The sequence below is a fragment of the Kitasatospora sp. NPDC041988 genome, from assembly GCF_055588525.1.
Genome location: NZ_JBVJCO010000016.1, coordinates 49,135 through 68,725 on the forward strand (window position 1 = coordinate 49,135; position 19,591 = coordinate 68,725).

General features: G+C 74.7%; 20 protein-coding genes. 7 read left to right on the forward strand and 13 right to left on the reverse strand.

The features are described 5' to 3' along the window. Positions 1-2: 2 nt before the first annotated feature. Both ACZ6NC_RS18005 and ACZ6NC_RS18010 read right to left on the reverse strand, forming a co-directional pair. Entirely contained in the window at positions 3-800 is a 798-nt protein-coding gene (locus tag ACZ6NC_RS18005; protein ID WP_465733793.1) for a hypothetical protein, read from the reverse strand. Positions 801-827: 27 nt separating this feature from the next. Beyond that, positions 828-1,091, reverse strand: a complete 264-nt coding sequence (locus tag ACZ6NC_RS18010; protein WP_465733795.1) for an ABC transporter permease — start codon at positions 1,089-1,091, stop codon at positions 828-830. Positions 1,092-1,526: 435 nt separating this feature from the next. Here ACZ6NC_RS18010 and ACZ6NC_RS18015 point away from each other — a divergent pair, with 435 nt between their 5' ends. After that, positions 1,527-2,372: a class I SAM-dependent methyltransferase gene (locus ACZ6NC_RS18015; protein ID WP_465734001.1), complete on the forward strand. Its 846-nt coding sequence runs from the start codon at positions 1,527-1,529 to the stop codon at positions 2,370-2,372. Positions 2,373-2,435: 63 nt separating this feature from the next. Here the strand turns inward: ACZ6NC_RS18015 and ACZ6NC_RS18020 are convergent, their stop codons facing one another. Beyond that, on the reverse strand, positions 2,436-3,065 hold the full coding sequence (locus ACZ6NC_RS18020) for a TetR/AcrR family transcriptional regulator (protein WP_465733797.1): 630 nt from the start codon (positions 3,063-3,065) through the stop codon (positions 2,436-2,438). 246 nt (positions 3,066-3,311) lie between these two features. On the opposite strand from ACZ6NC_RS18020, the gene ACZ6NC_RS18025 reads away from it, so the two are divergent. Genes ACZ6NC_RS18025 through ACZ6NC_RS18035 form a run of 3 tightly spaced genes read left to right on the forward strand, consistent with a single transcriptional unit; the run spans position 3,312 to position 5,835 of the window. Then, on the forward strand, positions 3,312-4,070 hold the full coding sequence (locus tag ACZ6NC_RS18025; RefSeq protein ID WP_465733799.1) for an SDR family oxidoreductase: 759 nt from the start codon (positions 3,312-3,314) through the stop codon (positions 4,068-4,070). Next, the gene (locus ACZ6NC_RS18030) at positions 4,067-4,867 is read left to right on the forward strand and encodes an SDR family NAD(P)-dependent oxidoreductase (RefSeq protein ID WP_465733801.1); all 801 of its coding nucleotides are present in this window, start codon (positions 4,067-4,069) and stop codon (positions 4,865-4,867) included. Before ACZ6NC_RS18025 ends, ACZ6NC_RS18030 begins: the two co-directional genes overlap by 4 nt. Continuing rightward, the gene (locus tag ACZ6NC_RS18035; RefSeq protein ID WP_465733803.1) at positions 4,864-5,835 is read left to right on the forward strand and encodes an NADPH:quinone oxidoreductase family protein; all 972 of its coding nucleotides are present in this window, start codon (positions 4,864-4,866) and stop codon (positions 5,833-5,835) included. Before ACZ6NC_RS18030 ends, ACZ6NC_RS18035 begins: the two co-directional genes overlap by 4 nt. Before the next feature lie 18 nt (positions 5,836-5,853). Here ACZ6NC_RS18035 and ACZ6NC_RS18040 read toward each other — a convergent pair whose 3' ends face one another. Further along, entirely contained in the window at positions 5,854-6,720 is an 867-nt protein-coding gene (locus ACZ6NC_RS18040) for an NAD(P)H-binding protein (RefSeq protein ID WP_465733805.1), read from the reverse strand. Positions 6,721-6,874: 154 nt separating this feature from the next. On the opposite strand from ACZ6NC_RS18040, the gene ACZ6NC_RS18045 reads away from it, so the two are divergent. Beyond that, positions 6,875-7,288 (forward strand): winged helix-turn-helix transcriptional regulator, encoded by a 414-nt coding sequence (locus ACZ6NC_RS18045; RefSeq protein ID WP_465733807.1) that lies wholly within the window; start codon positions 6,875-6,877, stop codon positions 7,286-7,288. Between the two features lie 50 nt (positions 7,289-7,338). Here ACZ6NC_RS18045 and ACZ6NC_RS18050 read toward each other — a convergent pair whose 3' ends face one another. From ACZ6NC_RS18050 to ACZ6NC_RS18060, 3 genes are all read right to left on the reverse strand, one after another. Then, complete coding sequence (locus ACZ6NC_RS18050; RefSeq protein WP_465733809.1) at positions 7,339-8,646, reverse strand: alpha/beta hydrolase family protein; 1,308 nt, start codon at positions 8,644-8,646, stop codon at positions 7,339-7,341. 130 nt (positions 8,647-8,776) lie between these two features. Next, positions 8,777-10,006, reverse strand: a complete 1,230-nt coding sequence (locus tag ACZ6NC_RS18055; RefSeq protein WP_465733811.1) for an acyl-CoA dehydrogenase family protein — start codon at positions 10,004-10,006, stop codon at positions 8,777-8,779. Beyond that, a complete protein-coding gene (locus tag ACZ6NC_RS18060; protein WP_465733813.1) occupies positions 10,006-11,034 on the reverse strand; it encodes a phosphotransferase family protein in 1,029 nt (342 codons plus the stop codon). The genes ACZ6NC_RS18055 and ACZ6NC_RS18060 overlap by 1 nt, the downstream gene beginning before the upstream one ends. Positions 11,035-11,227: 193 nt before the next feature. Here ACZ6NC_RS18060 and ACZ6NC_RS18065 point away from each other — a divergent pair, with 193 nt between their 5' ends. Continuing rightward, on the forward strand, positions 11,228-12,325 hold the full coding sequence (locus ACZ6NC_RS18065) for a hypothetical protein (RefSeq protein WP_465733815.1): 1,098 nt from the start codon (positions 11,228-11,230) through the stop codon (positions 12,323-12,325). A 76-nt stretch (positions 12,326-12,401) separates the two neighbouring features. Here ACZ6NC_RS18065 and ACZ6NC_RS18070 read toward each other — a convergent pair whose 3' ends face one another. The 6 genes from ACZ6NC_RS18070 to ACZ6NC_RS18095 all read right to left on the reverse strand — a co-directional run bounded on the left by ACZ6NC_RS18070 (position 12,402) and on the right by ACZ6NC_RS18095 (position 17,844). Further along, a complete protein-coding gene (locus ACZ6NC_RS18070) occupies positions 12,402-13,301 on the reverse strand; it encodes a Gfo/Idh/MocA family protein (RefSeq protein WP_465733817.1) in 900 nt (299 codons plus the stop codon). 85 nt (positions 13,302-13,386) lie between these two features. Then, entirely contained in the window at positions 13,387-14,064 is a 678-nt protein-coding gene (locus ACZ6NC_RS18075) for an O-methyltransferase (RefSeq protein ID WP_465733819.1), read from the reverse strand. A gap of 82 nt (positions 14,065-14,146) precedes the next feature. Then, the gene (locus tag ACZ6NC_RS18080) at positions 14,147-14,815 is read right to left on the reverse strand and encodes a DedA family protein (protein WP_465733821.1); all 669 of its coding nucleotides are present in this window, start codon (positions 14,813-14,815) and stop codon (positions 14,147-14,149) included. 189 nt (positions 14,816-15,004) lie between these two features. Further along, positions 15,005-15,868: a class I SAM-dependent methyltransferase gene (locus ACZ6NC_RS18085; RefSeq protein WP_465733823.1), complete on the reverse strand. Its 864-nt coding sequence runs from the start codon at positions 15,866-15,868 to the stop codon at positions 15,005-15,007. Positions 15,869-16,030: 162 nt separating this feature from the next. Next, a complete protein-coding gene (locus tag ACZ6NC_RS18090) occupies positions 16,031-16,825 on the reverse strand; it encodes a spermidine synthase (RefSeq protein WP_465734003.1) in 795 nt (264 codons plus the stop codon). Between the two features lie 56 nt (positions 16,826-16,881). Beyond that, positions 16,882-17,844, reverse strand: coding sequence for an alpha/beta hydrolase (locus tag ACZ6NC_RS18095; protein WP_465733825.1), 963 nt, complete (start codon positions 17,842-17,844; stop codon positions 16,882-16,884). 248 nt (positions 17,845-18,092) lie between these two features. Here ACZ6NC_RS18095 and ACZ6NC_RS18100 point away from each other — a divergent pair, with 248 nt between their 5' ends. Next, positions 18,093-19,514 (forward strand): selenium-binding protein SBP56-related protein, encoded by a 1,422-nt coding sequence (locus tag ACZ6NC_RS18100; RefSeq protein WP_465733827.1) that lies wholly within the window; start codon positions 18,093-18,095, stop codon positions 19,512-19,514. Positions 19,515-19,591: the final 77 nt, after the last annotated feature.

The window sequence follows — 19,591 nt, forward strand, 5'->3', positions numbered from 1 at the left end:
GCTCACCTCCGCTCCTGAAGCACCGCGAGCATCCGCGTCGGCTGGCAGTCGTCGGGATCGAGCAGCTGGAATCGCGCCGCGTCGCGCAGGGCGTGCCCGGTGGACTCGTCCTCGGCGACCTCCGTGGCGTGCAGGATCCACAGGCCCTGCTGTCCCGGACTCGGCTTCGGGACCCGGTACCAGTGGATGTCCCGGCTGTTGGGGTAGAGGACGGCGAGCCGTCCCGGGGAGACGTCCCCCGACTCCACGTGACTCACGTCCAGCTGGGCCCGCCACCAGTCGGGGTCGTGCTCGGAGACCGGGCGGTCCTCGTTGCCCGGCAGCTTCTCCAGGCCCACGACGGTGCCGACGACCACCGCGTCCGCCTCACCGGCGTGGGTGGTCATGTCCTCGTCCCTGATGCCGCGCAGCACGGCGGAGAAGGGCATCGCGTCGGCCGTGGTGGCCACGAGGGTCAGGTGCGGCTGGACGTCGCCGGCGGGCAGCCGCCCGACCTCGTCCACGGCGAGCCCTTCGCCGTAGACCGCGCCCTTGGTGAAGAACGCGGCCGTGTCGCCGACCGCCGGCGGGTCGAGGTCGGCGGACAGCTGGACGGTGACCTCGCTGCCGGCGAGTCTGCGGAACGCGTCGGGTGCGTGCAGTACTTCGTCGACCTGGACGACCGCGGTCCGTTCGTCGGCGGTGACGGCCGCCAGGGTCGTGCCGCCCAGCCGGGTGACCCTGCCGACGAAGCTCAGTGGGGCCTGCCGGACCAGGTCGGGGATGGACTCCGGCGTCGCGGCGGGCGTGCCATCAGGCATGGTGGTCTTCCTTCCCTGCGTCGGCCGTCACCGCGCTGCCCGGGCGGCGGCCGGATGAGTCCTGCGCCACTCGGTCCGTGCGCCGACGGCGCAGGCGACGGTGGCCGTGGCCGTGATGGCGACGATCAGCCACTCGGCCGCGCCGCTGCCGGCATCGGGGTCGAGACCGAGCAGCAGCTCGATCCAGTCCGGCCAGACCAGGGTGACCAGGAAGAGCAGCCCGGAGAGGCTCCCCAGGGCGATCTCCAGCCAGAAGCGCGGGCGGACCGGACTTTCGGGGTGGAAGGGCATCTCGGCGCCTCCCTCTCTGCCGCCCGGGCCCCGCGTGGCGCCCACGCCCGGCGTGATCGCTCACGGGCGCGACCGGCCGCACCGGCCCGGGTCGGGTGTCGGCCCCGTCGGGGCCGCCGGTCGGGGGGCAGGCCGCCCACGGGGAGGGGTTCGCTTCGGGTACGTGGTCGGGTCCCGGATCCGCGGTGCGGACGGGGGCAACGTACACCTACGGGGCACGCATACTTTGTAGACAAGTCTCCGCGCACCTCCGAGCCCGGTCAAGGGCGGACCGCCCCCTCCCGTCCGCGACACCCGACCGGCCGCCGAATCCCGTCCGCGACACCCGGGCGGGCGCATCGGGCCAGCGCGGGCGGTGGCGCGTCGGTAGCTTGGGCGGAACGGCGGCGCGGCGCAGACGGCGGCGCGCGGCAGCGGAACACCGGGCGGGTGCAGATGGCCAGCGGCGAACTCGATCTCACCGGACTGCGGCGCGTCTACGGGCGGCCGGGCAGCCGGCTCTTCTACACGGCGGTCTGCCGCAACGCCCGGCACTGGGGGTGGACCGAACCCGGCCAGTCCAAGTGGCGCTGCTGGCGGGCGCAGCGGCAGCTGGAGGGTGTCCTCGGCCGGAAGCTGGCCCTGCCCGCCGGCTCACGGGTGCTGGACGCCGGCTGCGGCGCGGGCGTGGTGGCGCGGGAGCTGGCGAAGCGGTTCGGCCTGCGAGTCACCGGCGTGGACGTGCTGGACTTCCACGTCCGGGAGGCCCGCCGGCTGAGCGTGCGGGCCGCGCTGGAGGACCGGACCACCTTCTCCTGGGGCGACTACCACGACCTGGAGTTCGCCGACGGGTCCTTCGACGGCGCGTACTCGATGGAGACCCTGGTGCACGCCTACGACCCGGCACGCGCCCTGGCCGAGTTCCACCGCGTGCTGCGGCCGGGCGGCCGGCTGGTGATCCTCGGGCCGGTCGGGGCGCCGACGGAGGAGATGAGCCCCGAGGGCCGCGCGGTGCTGGAGCCGTACCTGGACGCCATGTCCTTCCCGGGGGCGAGGCGCTACGACACCCGGAGCCTGAACGACCTGCTGACCGGGGCGGGCTTCCGGATCGAGGAGGCGCTCGACGCCACCGCCCGCTACCGCCCGACCTCGGACGCGCTCTACGCGTACTTCCGGGCGCCGTACGCGATGCTGCGGCTGTTCGGCCCGGCGGAGCGGTGGCTCGGCCTGCGGTCGATGGTGGAGATGTACCAGGTCCGGGACTACGTCTCCTGGTACGTGCACACCGCGGTCAAGCCCTGAACCGTCAGACCCTGAGCCGTCAAGCCCTGAAGCGTCAGACCCTGAGCCATCAGACCCCGGCTGTCAGACCCGCGCGCCGAGCATCCGCAGCACCAGGTCGCCGTAGCGGCGGCCGAGCTCCTCCGGTGTCTCGCTGCTGCGCCCGGTGTACCAGCGGGAGACGTCGATGCCCAGCGAGGTGACGGCGCGGGCGGCCGTCCGCACCTCGGCGACCTCGAAGGCGCCGGCCGCGGCGCCCTCCTCGATGAGGTCGCTGACCTCGCGTTCGATGTCCAGCCGCAGGGCGGCGACCACCGCGTACGCGTCCTCGGGGAGCGCGTGCAGCTCGTAGTTGACCACCCGGCCGACCGTCCGGGCCCGGGCGTGCCAGGCGGTGAACTGCTCGACCAGCCGCCGCATCCGGGCCACCGGGTCTCCCCTGCCGGCCACCGCGGCCCGGACCAGCTCCAGCGTGGCGGCGTGGCCGGCCCGGCTGATCTCGGCCAGCAGGGCGGCCTTGGAGGGGTAGTGGATGTACAGCGCGGCCGGGCTCATGCCGGCGCCGGTGGCGATGTCGCGGGTGGTGGTGGCGTGGAAGCCGCGCTCGGCGAAGGACTCGACGGCGGCCTGGAGCAGCCGGTACGCCGCCTCCGGGCGGGCGTCGGCGCCGCCGGGCAGGGTGGGCCAGAGGTCGGCGATGGGCGTGCTGGTCATGGCGCCATCCTCCCAGATCGGTCGTACGGGCATTCCGGTCGCACGGCCCGTCGTCGGTGACGGGCGGGCGCTGCGGACTGTTGACAGGGTCCCGCACCGACAGCATGCTAAGCAAGCGCTTAGTCAGAGGCGGCCCGGCCCGGACACCCGGCCGGGCGCCACCGACCGAGCAGGACCCCCCGGGCAACACCGCCCCGGCGACACCGACCGGCCGCTCCCCGGCCGGACCACGCGAAAGGACCCTCCGTGGTGCACTCCTTCAAGGGCCAGGTGGCCGTCGTCACCGGATCCAGCCGGGGCATCGGCCTCGGGATCGCGCGCGAGCTGGTCGCGCGCGGCGCCCGGGTCTGCCTGACCGCCCGCAACGCCGAGCCGCTCGCCGAGGCCGTCCGCGACCTGGGCGGCCCCGAGGTCGCCATCGGCATCGCGGGCAAGGCCGACGACCCGGTCCACCAGGACGAGGCGGTCGCCCGCACCCTGGAGGCCTTCGGACGACTGGACCACCTGGTCAACAACACCGGCATCAACCCGGTCTACGGCCCGGTACTGGACACCGACGAGGCGGCCGCCGCCAAGATCCTCGCCGTCAACGTGCTGGCCCCGCTGGCCTGGACGCGCCGTGCGCACGCCGCCTGGATGGGCGAGCACGGCGGCTCCGTGGTCAACGTGGCCTCGGTCGCGGGCATCCGCTCCTCCCTCGGGATCGGCATGTACGGCGTGTCCAAGGCCGCGCTGATCCGGCTCACCACCGAGCTGGCCGCCGAACTCGGCGGCCAGGGCATCCGGGTCAACGCCGTCGCGCCCGCCGTGGTGAAGACCAAGTTCGCCGAGGCGCTCTTCGAGGGCCGCGAGGAGCAGGTCGCCGCCGCCTACCCGCTGGGCCGGCTCGGCATGCCGGAGGACATCGCGGGCGCGGTGGCCTTCCTGCTCTCCTCCGACGCCGGCTGGATCACCGGCCAGACCCTGGTGGTCGACGGCGGCGTGACCCTGGGCGGTGGGCTGTGAGCGGAACCGGGGAGACCACGGACTTCACCGGCCAGGGCGTGGTGGTCACCGGTGCCGGCCGGGGCATCGGCGCCGCGCTGGCCCGCGCCTTCGCGGCGGCCGGCGCCCGGGTGGTGGTCAACGACCTGGACGCCGAGGCCGCCCGCGCGGTGGCCGCCGAGACCGGCGGCACCGCCGCCCCCGGGGACGCCGCCTCGGCCGAGGGCGTCGCCGCCCTGGTCGACCGGGCCCGCGACGCACTCGGCGAGATCGACATCTGGTGCGCCAACGCCGGCGTCGCCCCCGTCGGCGGGGCCGGCGCCCCGGCCGCCGCCTGGTCGAGCGCCTGGGAGGTGAACGTGCTCGCCCACGTCCGGGCGGCCGACCTGCTGCTCCCCCGGTGGCTGGAGCGCGGCACCGGCCGGTTCGTGGCCACCGTCTCGGCCGCCGGGCTGCTCACCATGCTCGGCTCGGCCCCGTACGCCGTCTCCAAGCACGGCGCGCTGGCCTTCGCCGAATGGCTCTCCGCCACCTACCGCCACCGCGGCCTGCGCGTCCACGCGCTCTGCCCGCAGGGTGTGCGCACCGACATGCTCACCTCGACCGGCGCGGTCGGCGAGGCCCTGCTGGCGCCGACCGCGCTGGACGCCGAGGACGTCGCCGAGGCGACCCTGGACGCGCTGCGCCAGGAGCGCTTCCTCGTCCTGCCGCACGCCGAGGTCGCCGAGTACTACGCCGTCCGCGCCACCGAGCCGGACCGCTGGCTGGCCGGCGTCAACCGGCTCCAGCAGGGGCTGGAGAGGAGCAAGGCGCTTTGAGGGCCTGGCAGGTCACCGAGCTGGGCGAGCCGCAGGCGGCCATGCGGCTCGTCGAGGACGTCCCCCGGCCGGCCCCCGGGCCTGGGCAGTTGCTCGTCCGGGTGCGGGCCGCGGCCGTCAACTTCCCGGACGCGCTGATGGTGCGCGGCCGGTATCAGGTGCGCCCGCCGCTGCCGTTCACCCCCGGGGTGGAGCTGTGCGGCGAGGTGGTGGCCGGGGAGCGCGCGGGCGAGCGGGTGATCGGCAACCCGGTGCTGCCCGGCGGCGCCTTCGCCGAGTACGCGCTGCTGGAGGCGGCGGCCGCGTTCCCGGCGCCCGCGGCGCTGGACGACGCCGAGGCGGCCGCGCTGCACATCGGCTACCAGACGGCGTGGTTCGCGCTGCACCGGCGGGCCGGGCTGAGGCCGGGCGAGACACTGCTGGTGCACGCGGCGGCGGGCGGGGTCGGCAGTGCGGCGGTCCAACTCGGCCGGGCGGCCGGGGCGCGGGTGATCGCCGTGGTCGGCGGGCCCGAGAAGGCCGCCGTCGCCCGGGAGTTGGGCGCCGACCTGGTCGTGGACCGGACGGCCGGGGACTTCGTCGCCGCGGTCAAGGAGGCCACCGGCGGACGCGGTGCGGACGTGGTCTTCGACCCGGTCGGCGGTGCCGCGTTCACCGGCTCCACCAAGTGCATCGCCTTCGAGGGCCGGATCGTGGTCGTCGGCTTCGCCAGCGGCGAGATCCCGGCGGCTGCGCTGGGCCACGCGCTGGTGAAGAACTACAGCCTCCTCGGCCTGCACTGGGGGCTCTACAACACCCGTGACCCGCGGGCCGTCCGGGCCGCACACGAGGAACTGACCAAGCTGGCCGAGGCCGGAGTGGTCCGCCCGCTGGTGAGCGCCCGGCTGCCGCTGACCGGGGCAGCCGAGGCCGTCCAACGGGTCGCGGACGGGCGCAGCACCGGGCGGGTGGTCGTCCTCGGCGGGTGAGACCGGCTCACGGGCGGCTCACCACGCCGCGTCCGTGCCCTCGGCGATGACGTCCAGGGCCGGGCGCGGCGTACGGCCGAGCAGGGCGGCGAGGTCGCCCGGCTTGCCCGGGCCGGCCAGGAAGCCGTGCGCGATCACCGAGTAGGTGCCGGCCACCATCGGGACCTGGAACGCTTCGGCGCCCGAGGCGGCGACCGCCGCCCGCGCCTGGGCCAGCGTGCCGGGCCGGTACTCGACGGGCTTCCCGCTCGCCCGGGTGAGGGCCGCCGCGACGTCGGCGCCGCCGACCGCCTCCTCGCCGACCAGCTCGTAGACCCGCCCGGCGTGCCCCTCCGGGGCCAGCGCCACCGTGGCCGCTACCTCGGCGAGGTCGGCGCGGGCCACCGCCGCGAGCCGGCCATCGCCGAGCGGCGCGGTGATCACACCGTCCCGGTCCGGTGTGGCGAGGAAGCCCAGCAGTTCGGCGTAGAGACCGTTGCGCAGGATCGTCCAGCGCAGCGTGGCGGACTCGCGCAGCCGGCGCTCGGTCCAGCGGTGCGCGAGCGCGTAGGCGAGGTGGTCGCCGTCGCCGGAGAGGCTGGTGTAGACGACGTGCTGGACGCCGGCCCGCTCGGCGGCCTCGATCGCGGCCCGGTGCCGGGCGGTCACCACGTCGTCCTCGCCGTAGCCGGCGGAGATCAGCAGCAGCGTCCGCACCCCGGCGAAGGCCTCGGCCAGGGTCTGCGGCCGGTCGAAGTCCACCGTCCGGACCGGGACGCCGAGCGCCGGGGCACGCTCGGGGGTGCGGGTGCCGGCCACCACGCCGTCGAGGCCGCCGGGCAGCTTCGCCAGCCGCTCCAGCACCAGCGTGCCGAGTCCGCCGTTGACGCCGGTGACGAGAAGCATGATTCCTCCAGAATCGGTCCTGGGCCTGCGGCTGAGCACCGCGCCCTGCTCTGCACTGCACTGCGCTGCCGTGCACTGCTCTGCTCTGCTCTGCTCTGCTCTGCTCTGCGACCATCCTCGGTAGCCTGGGCGTTCGACGTAAGGAGGCACTTCCGTGTCAGTAGGGCACACCGCGGTAACCACCACCCGGCCGGTGGTCTGGTGCGAGGACGGCGTGGACTGCGGGATCCGCGACCTGCTCGACCGGCTCGGCGACAAGTGGTCGGTCCTGGTCATGGTCGAACTCGCCCAGGGAATACGGCGGTTCCGCGAACTGCAGCGCGCCGTGCCGGGGATCTCGCAGCGGATGCTGACCCTCACGGTGCGCCGGCTGGAGCGGGACGGCCTGGTGTCGCGGACCGTCCACCCGACCGTCCCGCCGCAGGTGGAGTACGAGTTGACGCCGCTCGGCCACAGCCTGACCCACCTGATCCGGGCGATGGTGGACTGGTCCTACGACCACCACGACACGATCGTCGACTCCCGGCAGGCCTGGGACGCCGCCAACCCGGGCTCGGAGATCCGCTAGCGCGGCGGGGGCGTCAGCGGGGGTCAGCGGCGGGCGTCAGCGGGCGGGCGTCAGCCGGCGAACTCCATCTCGGGGAAGCGCGGCGAGGGCCCGTCCAGCAGGTGGTCGTCGTGCCCGCGCAGCCACCGGTCGAAGAACGACGCGACGTACGCCCGGGTGGCGAGCACCGCCCGGTCCGGGCGGATGTCGCCGACGTCGGCCCGCACAGCCTCCCCCGACACCGCGCCCTGGCGGGCGAGTTGGGGCAACAGCGACTGCGCGTCGGTGTACGAGCCGTGCCGGGATCCGGTCAGGGTGACGTCGGCCTTCCAGCCCCGGGTGTGCTGCCAGAAGGCGTCCCAGCCGGGCTGGTGGTGGTAGTCGCCGGAGTCCTCGCTCCCGGTCCCCATCAGCAGGAACGGGCGGTCCAGGCCGTCCTCGGCGACACTGCCCAGGTGCACGCCCGTGCCGTCCGGGCCCGGGAAGTGCAGCTGGCCGTCCATGTTGATGCCGGCCGCGATCCGGGGGTCGTCGTGCATGGTCTGGGCGGCGGTGAAGCCGCCCGCCGAGTGGCCGACCATGCCGATCCGGGTGAGGTCCAGCGAGGCGCCCAGCCGGGCGGGCAGCCGGCCGTCGGTGCGCAGCGCGGCGAGCTCGTCCAGTACGAAGCGGGTGTCGTCGACCCGGGTCTGCATCACCTTGCGCAGCAGGGCGCCGATGTCCAGGTCGGGGCCCATCAGGCCGGGGAGGACGGACTCGGCGAGGCGGCCGTCCGGGAACGCCACCTCGGAGGCGTCGTAGGGGTGGTCGACGGTGACGACGACGTAGCCGCGCGAGGCGAGGTCCTCGGCCAGGCCGGTGCCCCAGGTCCGCGGGTCGCCGAGCCCGGCCGAGTAGAGCACCACCGGGCGCGGCCCGCCGCCGGGCAGGACGGGCGCGTCCTGCCGGGCGTGGGTGCGGACACCGGACCAGTCCGTCCGGCCGGGCTCCGCCCGGTAGTTGAAGACGGAGGCGCCGTCCTTGCTCCCGAAGTGCCCGGCGGCGCGGGGCTCCATGTAGCGGGCCCGCTCGTCGCCGTACGCGGGTCGGGTGGTCGGATACCAGAAGCTGACCATCAGCTCGCGGAGCTGCCCCGGCTTCCACGGGTCCTGCCGTCCGAGGTCGGTGAGGTGCACGGCGGTGGTGCCGACGGCGTACGGCCCGGTGGGCTGCGGCAGCCCGGCCTGCGCCTGGCGTTCCGTCACGGCCGGTGCCGTCACCGCCGCTGCCGGTGCGGCCGCCACGCCCAGCAGCGCCGTCGCCGCCAGCACCGCGGCGATCCCCGTCCGCGCCGTCCGCCCCTGTCCCCGCTTCTGCATCGTCCCCCAGCTCCCCGTCATGCCCCGGCTCCCCGTCGTGATGGCCCGCCGCCCACCGGCCGGCCCGTACGCCGACAGTACGGGCCGGGGTGGTGCACGAACGTCATACTGCGGTGCCAACCCGCCGGGTGCTACCCGGGTATGACGCCGGTCAGCGGTACCGCTTGAGCTCGCGGCGGGCGAGCGAGCGCTTGTGCACCTCGTCCGGTCCGTCGGCGAGGCGCAGCGTCCGGTTGCCGGCCCAGAGCTGGGCGAGCGGGGTGTCCTGGCTGACGCCGGCCGCGCCGTGGGCCTGGACGGCCTTGTCGAGGATCCACTCGACGGTGCGCGGGGTGGCGATCTTGATGGCCTGGATCTCGGTGTGGGCACCGCGGTTGCCGACGGTGTCCATCAGCCAGGCGGTCTTGAGCACCAGCAGCCTCAACTGCTCGATCCGGACGCGGGATTCGGCGATCCAGTCCTGCACCACGCCCTGTTCGGCGAGCGGCCGGCCGAAGGCGACCCGGTCCAGCGTCCGCCGGCACATCAGCTCGACGGCGCGCTCGGCGATGCCGATGGCCCGCATGCAGTGGTGGATCCGGCCGGGCCCCAGCCGGGCCTGGGCGATGGCGAAGCCCGAACCCTCCTCGCCGATCAGATTGGCGGCGGGTACGCGGACGCCGTCGAAGTGCACCTCGGCGTGCCCTCCGTGGTCGCCGTCGTCGTAGCCGAACACCTTCATGCCGCGCCGGACGGTGACGCCGGGGGTGTCGCGCGGCACGAGGATCATGCTCTGCTGGCGGTGCGGTTCGGCGCCGGGGTCGGTCTTGCCCATCACGATGAAGATCCGGCACTGCGGGTTCATCGCCCCGGTGATGTACCACTTGCGGCCGGTGACGACGTACTCGTCGCCGTCGCGCTCGATCCGGGTGGCGATGTTGGCGGCGTCGGAGGAGGCGACGTCGGGCTCGGTCATCGCGAAGGCCGACCGGATCTCGGCGCCGAGGAGGGGCCCCAGCCACTGCTCCCGCTGCGCGGCGGAGCCGAACTGGGCGAGCAGCTCCATGTTGCCGGTGTCGGGGGCGGCGCAGTTGAGTGCGGGCGGCGCGAGCTGCGGGCTGCGGCCGGTGATCTCGGCGAGCGGCGCGTACTGGAGGTTGGTGAGGCCGGCGCCGCCCTCCCCCGGGAGGCTGTGCCGGTCCGTCAGGAAGAGGTTCCAGAGCCCCTGCTTTCGCGCCTCGGCCTGGAGCTCGGCGACGATCGGCGGGACGGCCCAGGCCTCCCGGGCCGGGTCGGCGAGCTGGGCCTCCAGCACGGGTTCGGCGGGGTACACGTGCTGGTCCATGAAGGCCAGCAGGCGCTCGCGCAGTTCGAGGGTTCGGGTGTCGTAGGCGAAGTCCATCAGCGGTCCTTGAGGGTGGTGAGGCCGTGGTCGGCGAGGACGGGCGCCATCTCGCCGGCCCGCTCGAAGCCGGCGCCGAGGGTGCGGCCCTGCTGGAAGCGGAAGTGGATGCCCTCGGCGACGACGGCGAGCTTGAAGGAGGCGAAGGCGACGTACCAGTCGAGGTCGGCGGCGTCACGGCCGGTGAGCTCGGCGTAGCGGGCGACGAGTTCGCCCGCCGGGGGGAAGCCCGGGGCGGTCGCGGCGGAGGGGATGATGCCGCCGCCGACGCCGGCCAGCTCGGTGTACATCACCAGCAGGCCGACGTCGGTGAGCGGGTCGCCGAGGGTGGACATCTCCCAGTCCAGGACGGCGGTGATGGTGTCGCGTTCGTCGATCAGGACGTTGTCCAACCGGTAGTCGCCGTGGACCAGCGCAGGCGCCGGGGAGACGGGCAGCCGGGCGGCGAGCAGGTCGTGCAGCCGGTCGACGCCGGGCAGCTCGCGGCTGCGGGAGGCGGCCAGCTGGGTGGACCAGCGGCGCAGCTGCCGCTCCAGGTACCCCTGCGGGCGGCCGAAGTCGGCGAGCCCGACGGCGGCCGGGTCGAGCCGGTGCAGGGTGGCGAGGGTGTCGACCAGCTGCTCGCCGAGCGCGTGCACACGCTCCGCGCCGAGGGCGGCCAGCGGCGCCACGTCCCGGTGGGCGGTGCCGGGCACGTACTCCATCAGGTACCAGGGCGCACCGAGCACCTCCGTGCCGGTGTCCAGCAGCAGCGTGCCGGGGACGGGCACGCCGGTGCCGCGCAGGGCGGTCATCACGCGGTGCTCGCGGCCCATGTCGTGGGCGGTGGCGAGCACGTGGCCGAGCGGCGGCCGGCGAAGCACCCAGCGGGCGGCGCCGTCGGTGAGCACGTAGGTGAGGTTGGAGCGGCCGCCCTCGATCAGCTCCGCCCGCAAGGGGCCGTTCACCGTGCCGGGCAGCTCCCGCTCCAGGTGGGCGCGGAGCCGGGCGAGGTCCAGCCCGGGCGGGTCGGCGGGGGTGTCGGGCATGGGCTCACTCTCCTGGTCGGAAGCCTGGCCTGAAGCCTGGTCGGAGGCCTGGTCGAGAAGTGCTGACTAAGCGCTTGCTTAGCATTCAGCCGAGGGGTGCGCCCTGTCAATGCCGCCGCACCGGCGTCCCCGCCACCATCCCGGCCGGTGGCCCGGGCGGCCGCCCGACTCTCCCGACCGCCACAATGACGCCATGAGGTTGATCCACACCCTGGCCGGCGTGCTGCTCCTGCTGCTCACCATCGGCAGCATCCTGCGTACGCTCGTCGTCCCGCGCGGCCTGTACTCCGCCCTGGTGCACCGGCTCTGGCGGATGCTGCGAACAGTGCTACGGCTCTCCGCCACACCGTTCGGCACCTACCGCGCACAGGACAGGGCGCAGACCTGGCTGGCCCCGCTGATCCTGGTCGGCATGCTCGGGGTGTGGCTGGGCAGCATGCTGGTCGCCTACACGCTGCTGCTGCACGGCACCTCGGAGCTGAACTGGGCGGTCTCCTTCCGCGAGGCCGGCTCCAGCCTCTTCACCCTCGGCTTCGCCAGCGGGGACCGGCTCCACCTCTCGGTCATCGACTTCCTCGCCGCCGCCAGCGGCCCGCTGGTGATCGCCCTGCAGATCGCCTACCTGCCCACCCTGTACAGCGCCTACAACCGCCGCGAGGTGGAGGTGACCCTCCTGCAGTCCCGGGCCGGCGAACCCGCCTGGGGGCCGGAGCTGCTCGCCCGCCAGTCCCTGGTCGACACCGAGACCGCGCTCCCCCAGCTCTACCAGGACTGGGAGCGGCTCGCCGCCGACATCGGCGAGAGCCACTCCAACTACCCCGTGCTGCTCTCCTTCCGCTCCCCGCAGCCGAACCGGAGCTGGGTCGTCGGCCTGGTCGCCGTCATGGACGCCGCCGCCATCCACCTCGCCATCAACCCGCGCACGGCCCCGCCCGAGGCCCGCCTCGTCCTGCGCGCCGGCTTCACCGCGCTGCGCGACATCGGCCGCTCCCTGCGCGTCGACTTCGACCCGGATCCGGACCCGGAGACGCCGATCCGCCTCACCTACACCGAGTTCGACGCCGCCGTCGCCATGATCACCGCGGCCGGCTTCCCCCGCGAGCGCGCCACCCGCGACGCCTGGCCGCACTTCCACGGCTGGCGCGTCAACTACGAGGCCCTGGCCTACGAACTGGCGCGCCGCAGCGACGCCGTCCCCGCCCTCTGGACCGGCCCCCGCGACTTCCACGCCCCCTCCATCCCCCCGGCCCGCCCGGCCGACCGCCGCCCGGGGACGGCGGGTCGGGCGTGACGGCGCGACCCGCCGCCGGAGCGTGGCGGGAGCGCAGCCGGGGGCCTGGGGGCCGGAGGCCCGCCGGCCCGACGGATCAGACCTCGACCGGGCCGCCCGAGGCGAGCGAGCGCTCCGCCGCGGCGAGGATCTCCACCGTGCGCAGGCCGAAGGCGGCGCCGCACGGGTGGGGCTCACCGGTGCGGGCGGCCTCCGCCAGGGCGTCCAGGGCGCGGTGGAGGGCGGCGACCGGGCCCTCGCCGCGCTCGGGCAGGTGGACGACACCCGACTCGCCCCGCAGCTCCATGCCCGTACCGCCGGCCGCGAACGGCGCGGTCAGGCTGAGCGCGAGCGTGCTGGACGCGCCGCCGGCGTGCCGCAGGACGAGGTGGACGGTGTCCAGCGGACCGGCCGCAGCCGTGACCTGCGTGGCATCGCCGAGCACCGGCAGCAGCACCGAGAGCGCGTGCGGGCCGACGTCCCAGAGCGCGCCCTTCTCCTGCCGCCAGGGCGAGGCCGCGTACGGGCTGGTGCTGTCGGGGGCGAACACCGAGCCGAGCCAGTCGGAGCGGCCGGTGAACCAGCCGCCGGCGGCGGCCTGCTTCTCGATCCACGGGATCTGTTCGCCGCCGAAGCGGACGGTGAAGAAGACCACGGAGGCGACGCCGTGCGCCTCGGTGGCCCGGACCACGCGCCGGGCGTCCGGGACGGTCAGCGCGACCGGCTTGTCCAGCAGCAGGTGACAGCCCGCCTCGGCGGCGCGCACCGCGAGGTCGGCCTGGACGGTCGGCGGCAGGGCGATGGAGACGGCGTCCACCTCGGCGAGCAGCCGGTCGAGGTCCGCGTACCCGGGGACGCCGTGGGCCGCGCCGAGCGCGGCAGCCGCCTCGGGGCGGCGGGCCCAGACGCCCGCGAACTCGTAGGAGGGGTGCTCCGCCAGGACGGGCGCGTGCACCCGCTCCGCCCAGGGGCCGGTGCCCAGCAGTCCGATCCGCATGCCGTTCGTGCTCCTTGCTCTCTTGCCTGCCGGTCCACCCGCCGGTCTGCCGGTGGACCGCGTGTGCCTGTCCCGGGCCCCGGCCTCAGCTCTGCACGCGGGCCAGCGTGAAGCCGTCATAGCCCTTGCTGCCGACGGTCTGCACGGACGTCGCGGTGACGCGCGGCTCGGCGGCGATCAGGTCGTGCAGCCGCCGGGTGGCGGTGATCGCCGGGTCGGTGCTGCCGGCGTCGGCCACGGCCCCGCCGCGCACCACGTTGTCGACGACGATCAGCGAGCCGGGCCGGGTCAGCTGGAGCGCCCGGGCGAAGTACTCGGGGTTGCTCGGCTTGTCCGCGTCGATGAAGACCAGGTCGAACGGCTCGACGCCGTCCGCCACCAGGGCGGCCAGCGCGTCGGCGGCGCGGCCGACCCGCACCTCGGCGACCTGCTGCAGCCCCGCCCGGGCGAGGTTGGCCCGGGCGACCTCGGCGTGGGCCGGGCTGATCTCCAGAGTGACCAGCGTGCCGTCCGCGGGCAGCGCCCGGGCCAGCCAGATCGCGCTGTAGCCGCCGAGCGTGCCGACCTCCAGGATCCGCCGGGCCCCCTGGGTCAGGGCCAGCAGGTGGAGCAGCTTGCCCTGGTTGGGCGCGACCGCGATCCGCGGCAGCCCGGCCGCGTCGGCGGCGGCCACCGCGGCCTCCAGCACCGGATCACGGCCGACGAGCTTCTCGGCGAAGTACGCGTCCACCGCGTCCCACGTCTGCTGCGCCTGCTCCGCCATTGCGCCCTCCACCTGCCGCTTTACATGCCACCGCCGGGGTAGCTCGATGCTACCCCGGCGGTGCGCCGGCTCCGGCGGTCCGTCAGTCGACGGCGGGCGCGGGCTCCGCGGTGGTGGACGCGGCCGCCGCCTCCTCGGCCTCGCGGGCCTTCGCTGCCTTGGCGGCCCGGCGCTTCATCAGCCACGCCGAGAAGGCGCCGCCGAGCACGGCGAGGATCAGGCCGATCCAGGAGAACTTCGCCAGCCACTGCTCGGCGACCTTGCCCACCTGGTACACCAGCAACGTGGTACCGCCGGCCCAGACCACCCCGCCGAGCACGTTCGCGGTCAGGAACTTCCAGTACGGCATCTTCAGCGCGCCCGCCAGCGGCCCGGCGAAGATGCGCAGGAGTGCGATGAAGCGGCCGAAGAAGACCGCCCACATGCCCCACTTCTGGAACGAGCGCTCGGCGGTGGCCAGGTGATCCGGCCCGAAGTGCTTGGGGAACTTCCGTCCGAGCTTCTCGAACAGCGGCTTTCCGCCCTTGCGCCCGATCGAGTAGCCGATCGAGTCGCCGATGATCGCCCCCAGGATCGCGCACACCGCCACCCAGACCGGGCTGACCACACCGCGCGCGGACAGCAGCGCCGCGGACACCAGCGCGATCTCGCCCGGCAGCGGGATGCCCAGGGACTCCAGCCCGATGATCAGGGCGACCAGGGCGTACACCGCACCCGGTGGGACGCTCTCGATCCAGGCGTCGATGTGCAAGGCCAGTACCTCCGTGGCAGGACGAGCCGCGGTGGCAGCACGCGGCGGTGCCTGGCCGGCGGTCTCGGCGTCGATCCGATGGCGGCACCCAGGCCGCACCCCGAAGGTTCAGCCTAACGTGCCGAGGCGGCCTGTCCCCCGGCCGATCACCCCCGATGAGGACGTCCGACGTGCCGCCGTGGTTCCAGCTCAGGCGTCGGCCGGCGTGTTTTCCACGGGTTCGGCGCCTTCCGTGCGCTCGGCGCGGTCCGCGAATCGCAGGGCGACGACCGAGGGGCGGCCCTTGAGGGGGGCCGCCAGCGGCAGCAGCGCGCGGACGAGGCCGCGGCCGCCCTCCGGGTAGACCTCGCGGATGTCGGTGACCGCCGGGTGCGCGGTGGCCAGCTTGGCCCGCTCGTCGGCATCCATGCCGAACGGCATGGGCGGTGCCTGGTAGTGGCGGTCGCGGAGCTTGCCCCGCACGGCGCGGGCACTGGACCAGCGCGGTACCGCGTCCAGCACGAAGGTCGCGCCGGGGAACCGCTCGGCGCAGGCCGCGATCAGGGCCCGCACCTGCATCGGTGGAAGGTACATGAGCAGGCCTTGTGCGGTGATCAGTACGCCATGGTTGCGGTCCACCTCGTCGGCCCAGCCGAGTGTGGTGGCGTCAGCGGCGAGATAGCGTTGGCGCGGGCCGGGTGGCAGCAGCCGTTCGCGCAGCGCCACCAGCTCGGGCAGGTCCACGGTGAGCCAGCGGGCACGGCCGTTGTCGACGCGCCAGTACTGGGTCTCCAGGCCCTCGCCGAGGCAGACCACCGTGCCGCGCGGCTCCCGCACCAGGAAGTCGGCCACCTCGCGGTCGAAGCAGGCCGCGCGCAGGCACTGGAGCTGGGCGGCGAGCGCACCGTGCCCGAACCGCTCCTCGAAGGGGTAGTCGATCCGCTCGACCAGCTCCACGGCCTTCGGGTCCTGGAGCACGGTGTCCGGCCGGCGCGCCTCCACCGCCCGGTGCCAGAGCGTCCACAGCGCCGTCTCCGGCACCTCTCCCAGCTCGGGCCGCTCGCCGCTGCTCATCACGCGCTCCCTCGGACCTGCTCTCCCGGCATGGACCCGCCGATTCTGACACCCAAAAGCGCCCGAACCGGGCGCGCGGCGTACCGGCGCGCCGGTACGCCGTGGGCGGCTGCGTCGCGGACTGGTACGCCGCGGACTGGTGCGCCGCGGGCCGGTGCGCCCTCAGCCGACGCTGAACGCGCCGTCCGGGGGCGGCGGGCTGTCCGTCGCCTCGGCGTCCGTCACCGCCGGCGTGCGCCCGCAGAACGCCGCCAGGTCGGCGCCGTCCGTCAGCCGCGCGGGGAAGATGTCGGCGGCCAGGCGGCGCGCCAGGTCCGCGGCCGGCAGCGGGCCCGCCGAGCCGGCCAGCAGGATGTTGCCGTACCGGCGCCCTCGCAGCACCGGGGCCTCGGCGATCAGGCAGACCTCCGGGAAGACGGCGCGCAGGGTCGCCGCCTGGGCGCGGGCGAAGGCGAGCGGCGGTCCGTCGGCGAGGTTGGCGGCGTAGCAGCCGCCGGGGCGCAGCGCGGTGGCGGCCAGCCGTAGGAACTCCACCGAGGTGAGGTGTGCGGGGGTGCGCGAGCCGTGGAAGACGTCGGCGACGACGAGGTCCAGCGAGCCGGCCGGGACGGCCGCCAGCGCGGCCCGCGCGTCGCCGACCACCGCGGTGATGTCGGCGCCGGGCCCCTGCCAGGGCAGGTGCTCGGCCACCAGGTCGAGCAGCGGCCCGTCGACCTCGACCACGTGCTGCCGCGAGCCGGGGCGGGTGGCGGCCAGGTAGCGGGGCATGGTGAGCGCGCCGCCGCCGAGGTGGAGCGCGTCGAGCGGTTGCCCGGCGGGGGCGACGGCGTCCACGAGGTGGCCGATCCGCCGGGTGTACTCGAACTCCAGGTGGGTGGGGTCGCCCAGGTCGACGTACGACTGCGGGGTGTCGTCCAGGGTGAGCAGCCAGCCGCCGTCGCGGTCGAGGTCGGGCATCAGCCGGGCCAGCCCGAGGTCGGTCTTCCGCGCGACCGGGACGGGCTCCTCGGCGTTCACTCCGCCACCGGCGCCGGCAGGTAGGCGGTGAGCCAGCGGTCGAGCTCGGTGAAGAACTGGGCGCGCGCCTCCGGCCGGGAGAGGACGAGGTCGTGCACGCCGTCCTTGATCCGGACGATGGTGACGTGCCGGCCCAGGCGCGGGCCGACGGCGGCGATGTCGTCGGCGCGCAGCACGGCGTCGGCGTGGTGCAGGGCGGCCTGCCACTTGGTGGTGGAGATCGAGGCGGTGGAGGCCATCAGCAGGACGGGGACGTCGATGCCCAGGCCCCGCCGGGCCTGGCGCTGGCCGCGCTGGATGGCGGCGAGCCAGCCGGCGTAGAGCGGGAAGCCGTCGGCGGGCTTGAGGGTGAGGTCGAAGTCCCACTCGCCGCGGTGGTCCCGGTGCAGGCTGTGCACGTAGTGCGGGTTGAGGGTGGAGGGGAGCTTGCGGGTGCCGGCGAAGCGGCCGAGGGCGTCCAGTGCGGGGGCGCCGAGGGCGCGGACGGCCGGGGCGGCGGGCATGGAGAGGAACGGGCTGTTGAGGAAGAGCCCGTCGACGACGCCTTGCCCGGCGCGCCGGCCGGCCCAGAGCGCGGTGACCAGGCCGCCGGTGGAGTGGCCGTTGACCAGCAGCTGCCGGTGGCCGTCCTGCTCGCGGATGATCCGGACGGCCGCGTCCAGCTCCTCGTCGTAGGCGGCGAGGTCGCGGATGAAGTTCGGGGAGTGGTGCGGGCGCAGCGAGCGGCCGTACTTGCGCAGGTCGAGCGCGTAGAAGGAGTAGCCGCGCTCGACGTAGTGGTCGGCGAGGTGGGTCTGGAAGAAGTAGTCGACGTAGCCGTGGACGTACAGCACGGCGCGGTCGCTGCCCGGGACCAGCCGCCGGACGAGGGTGGCGCTGACGGCGCCCTCCTCGTCGGGGGCGAGCGGAAGCTCGACCGCCTCGTAGGGGGCTCCCAGGATGTCTTCTCGGAATTCCATGCCCGATTCCATGCCCGCCCGCACCCGTCCCTCTGCTCTGACCTGCCTGCCCGGCAGGAACCACCGATCCGGACGACCGACGATACCGGCCGGTAGCCGGGATCGCGGCAGCACGGTCGGGGCGGTTCCGCCGTCGTGCCGCGGGCCTCCCCCGCTCCCTGTGCGCCTGCTGTGCGCCGGTGGTTCTGTGGAACGCTACCCGGGCCACAGTCACTCCCCTTGTCAATGAAGCGAGTTGAGGAGTCAGCATGCCGCACGGGCACGATCCGCAGGCCGGCCACAGCGACCCGTCCCTCTACCGCACGCCCGCCGAGGCGATCGCCGCGCCGCCGGAGAGGCTGGCGTACGTGGCCGGGTTCGACCGGGCGGCGCAGCGGCCGGACGCGCTGCTCACCGTCGACACCGATCCGGCGTCGCCGACCTACGGGCGGGTGCTCAACTTCGCCGAGCTGCCGGGCCTGGGCGACGAGCTGCACCACTTCGGCTGGAACGCCTGCTCCAGCGCGCTGGCGCACGCCTGCCACGAGAACCCGGAGCGGCGGTTCCTGCTGCTGCCGGGGCTGCGGTCCTCGCGGCTGCACGTGATGGACACCCGGCCGGACCCGGTGCGGCCGAAGCTGGTGAAGACGGTGTCGGCCGAGGAGCTGGCGACCAAGGCCGGGTACTCGCGGCCGCACACCCTGCACTGCGGGCCGGACGGCGTCTTCCTGTCCTGCCTCGGCAGCGGCGACGGCACCGACGGGCCGGGCGGGGTGGCGCTGCTCGACCACACCACCTTCGACGTGCTGCGCGCGTGGGAGACCGAGCGAGGGCCGCAGCACTTCGCCTACGACGTCTGGTGGCACCTGGGTACCAACGTGGGTGTGACCAGCGAGTGGGGCACGCCCTGGATGGTCGAGGACGGGGTGGTGCCGGAGCTGCTGCTGGGCCGCAAGTACGGGCACGCGCTGCACTTCTGGGAGCTGGACTCGGGGCGGCATCTCCAGCGGATCGACCTCGGCGACCAGTACCAGATGGTGCTGGAGCTGCGGCCGGCGCACGACCCGCAGGCCGAGTGGGGGTTCGTCGGCGTGGTCACCAACGTCGAGGACCTCTCCGCCTCGGTCTGGCTCTGGCACCGGGACGGCGCGGCGTTCACCGCGCGCAAGGTCATCGAGATACCGGCCGAGCCGGCGAAGACGGAGGACCTGCCGCCGGCCCTGCAACCGTTCGGGGCGGTGCCGCCGCTGGTGACGGACATCAACCTGTCGGTGGACGACCGCTGGCTGTACGTGTCGGCCTGGGGCACCGGGGAGCTGTTCCAGTACGACGTGTCCGACCCGTTCCACCCGCGCCTGGCCGGCTCGGTGCGGCTCGGCGGGGTGGTCGCGAAGACTCCGCACCCGGCCGAGCCGGGGCGTCCGCTGAGCGGGGCGCCGCAGATGGTCGAGATCAGCCGGGACGGGCGGCGGCTCTACCTCACCAACTCGCTGTACGGCGCCTGGGACGACCAGTTCTACCCGGACGGCATCGAGCCGTGGATCATCAAGCTGGACGCCGACACGGAGTCCGGCGGGCTCACCGTCGACGAGCGGTTCTACCCGCACGGGGACGAGTTCCGGGGCCTGCGGGTGCACCAGACCCACCTGGCGGGCGGGGACGCCTCCTCGGACTCGTACTGCTACCGCTGACCCGTCAGCCCCGCCCGCGGGGGGGGGGGGGGGGGAGGGGGGGGGGGGGGGGAGGGCAAGGGAGGGGGGGCCGCGCT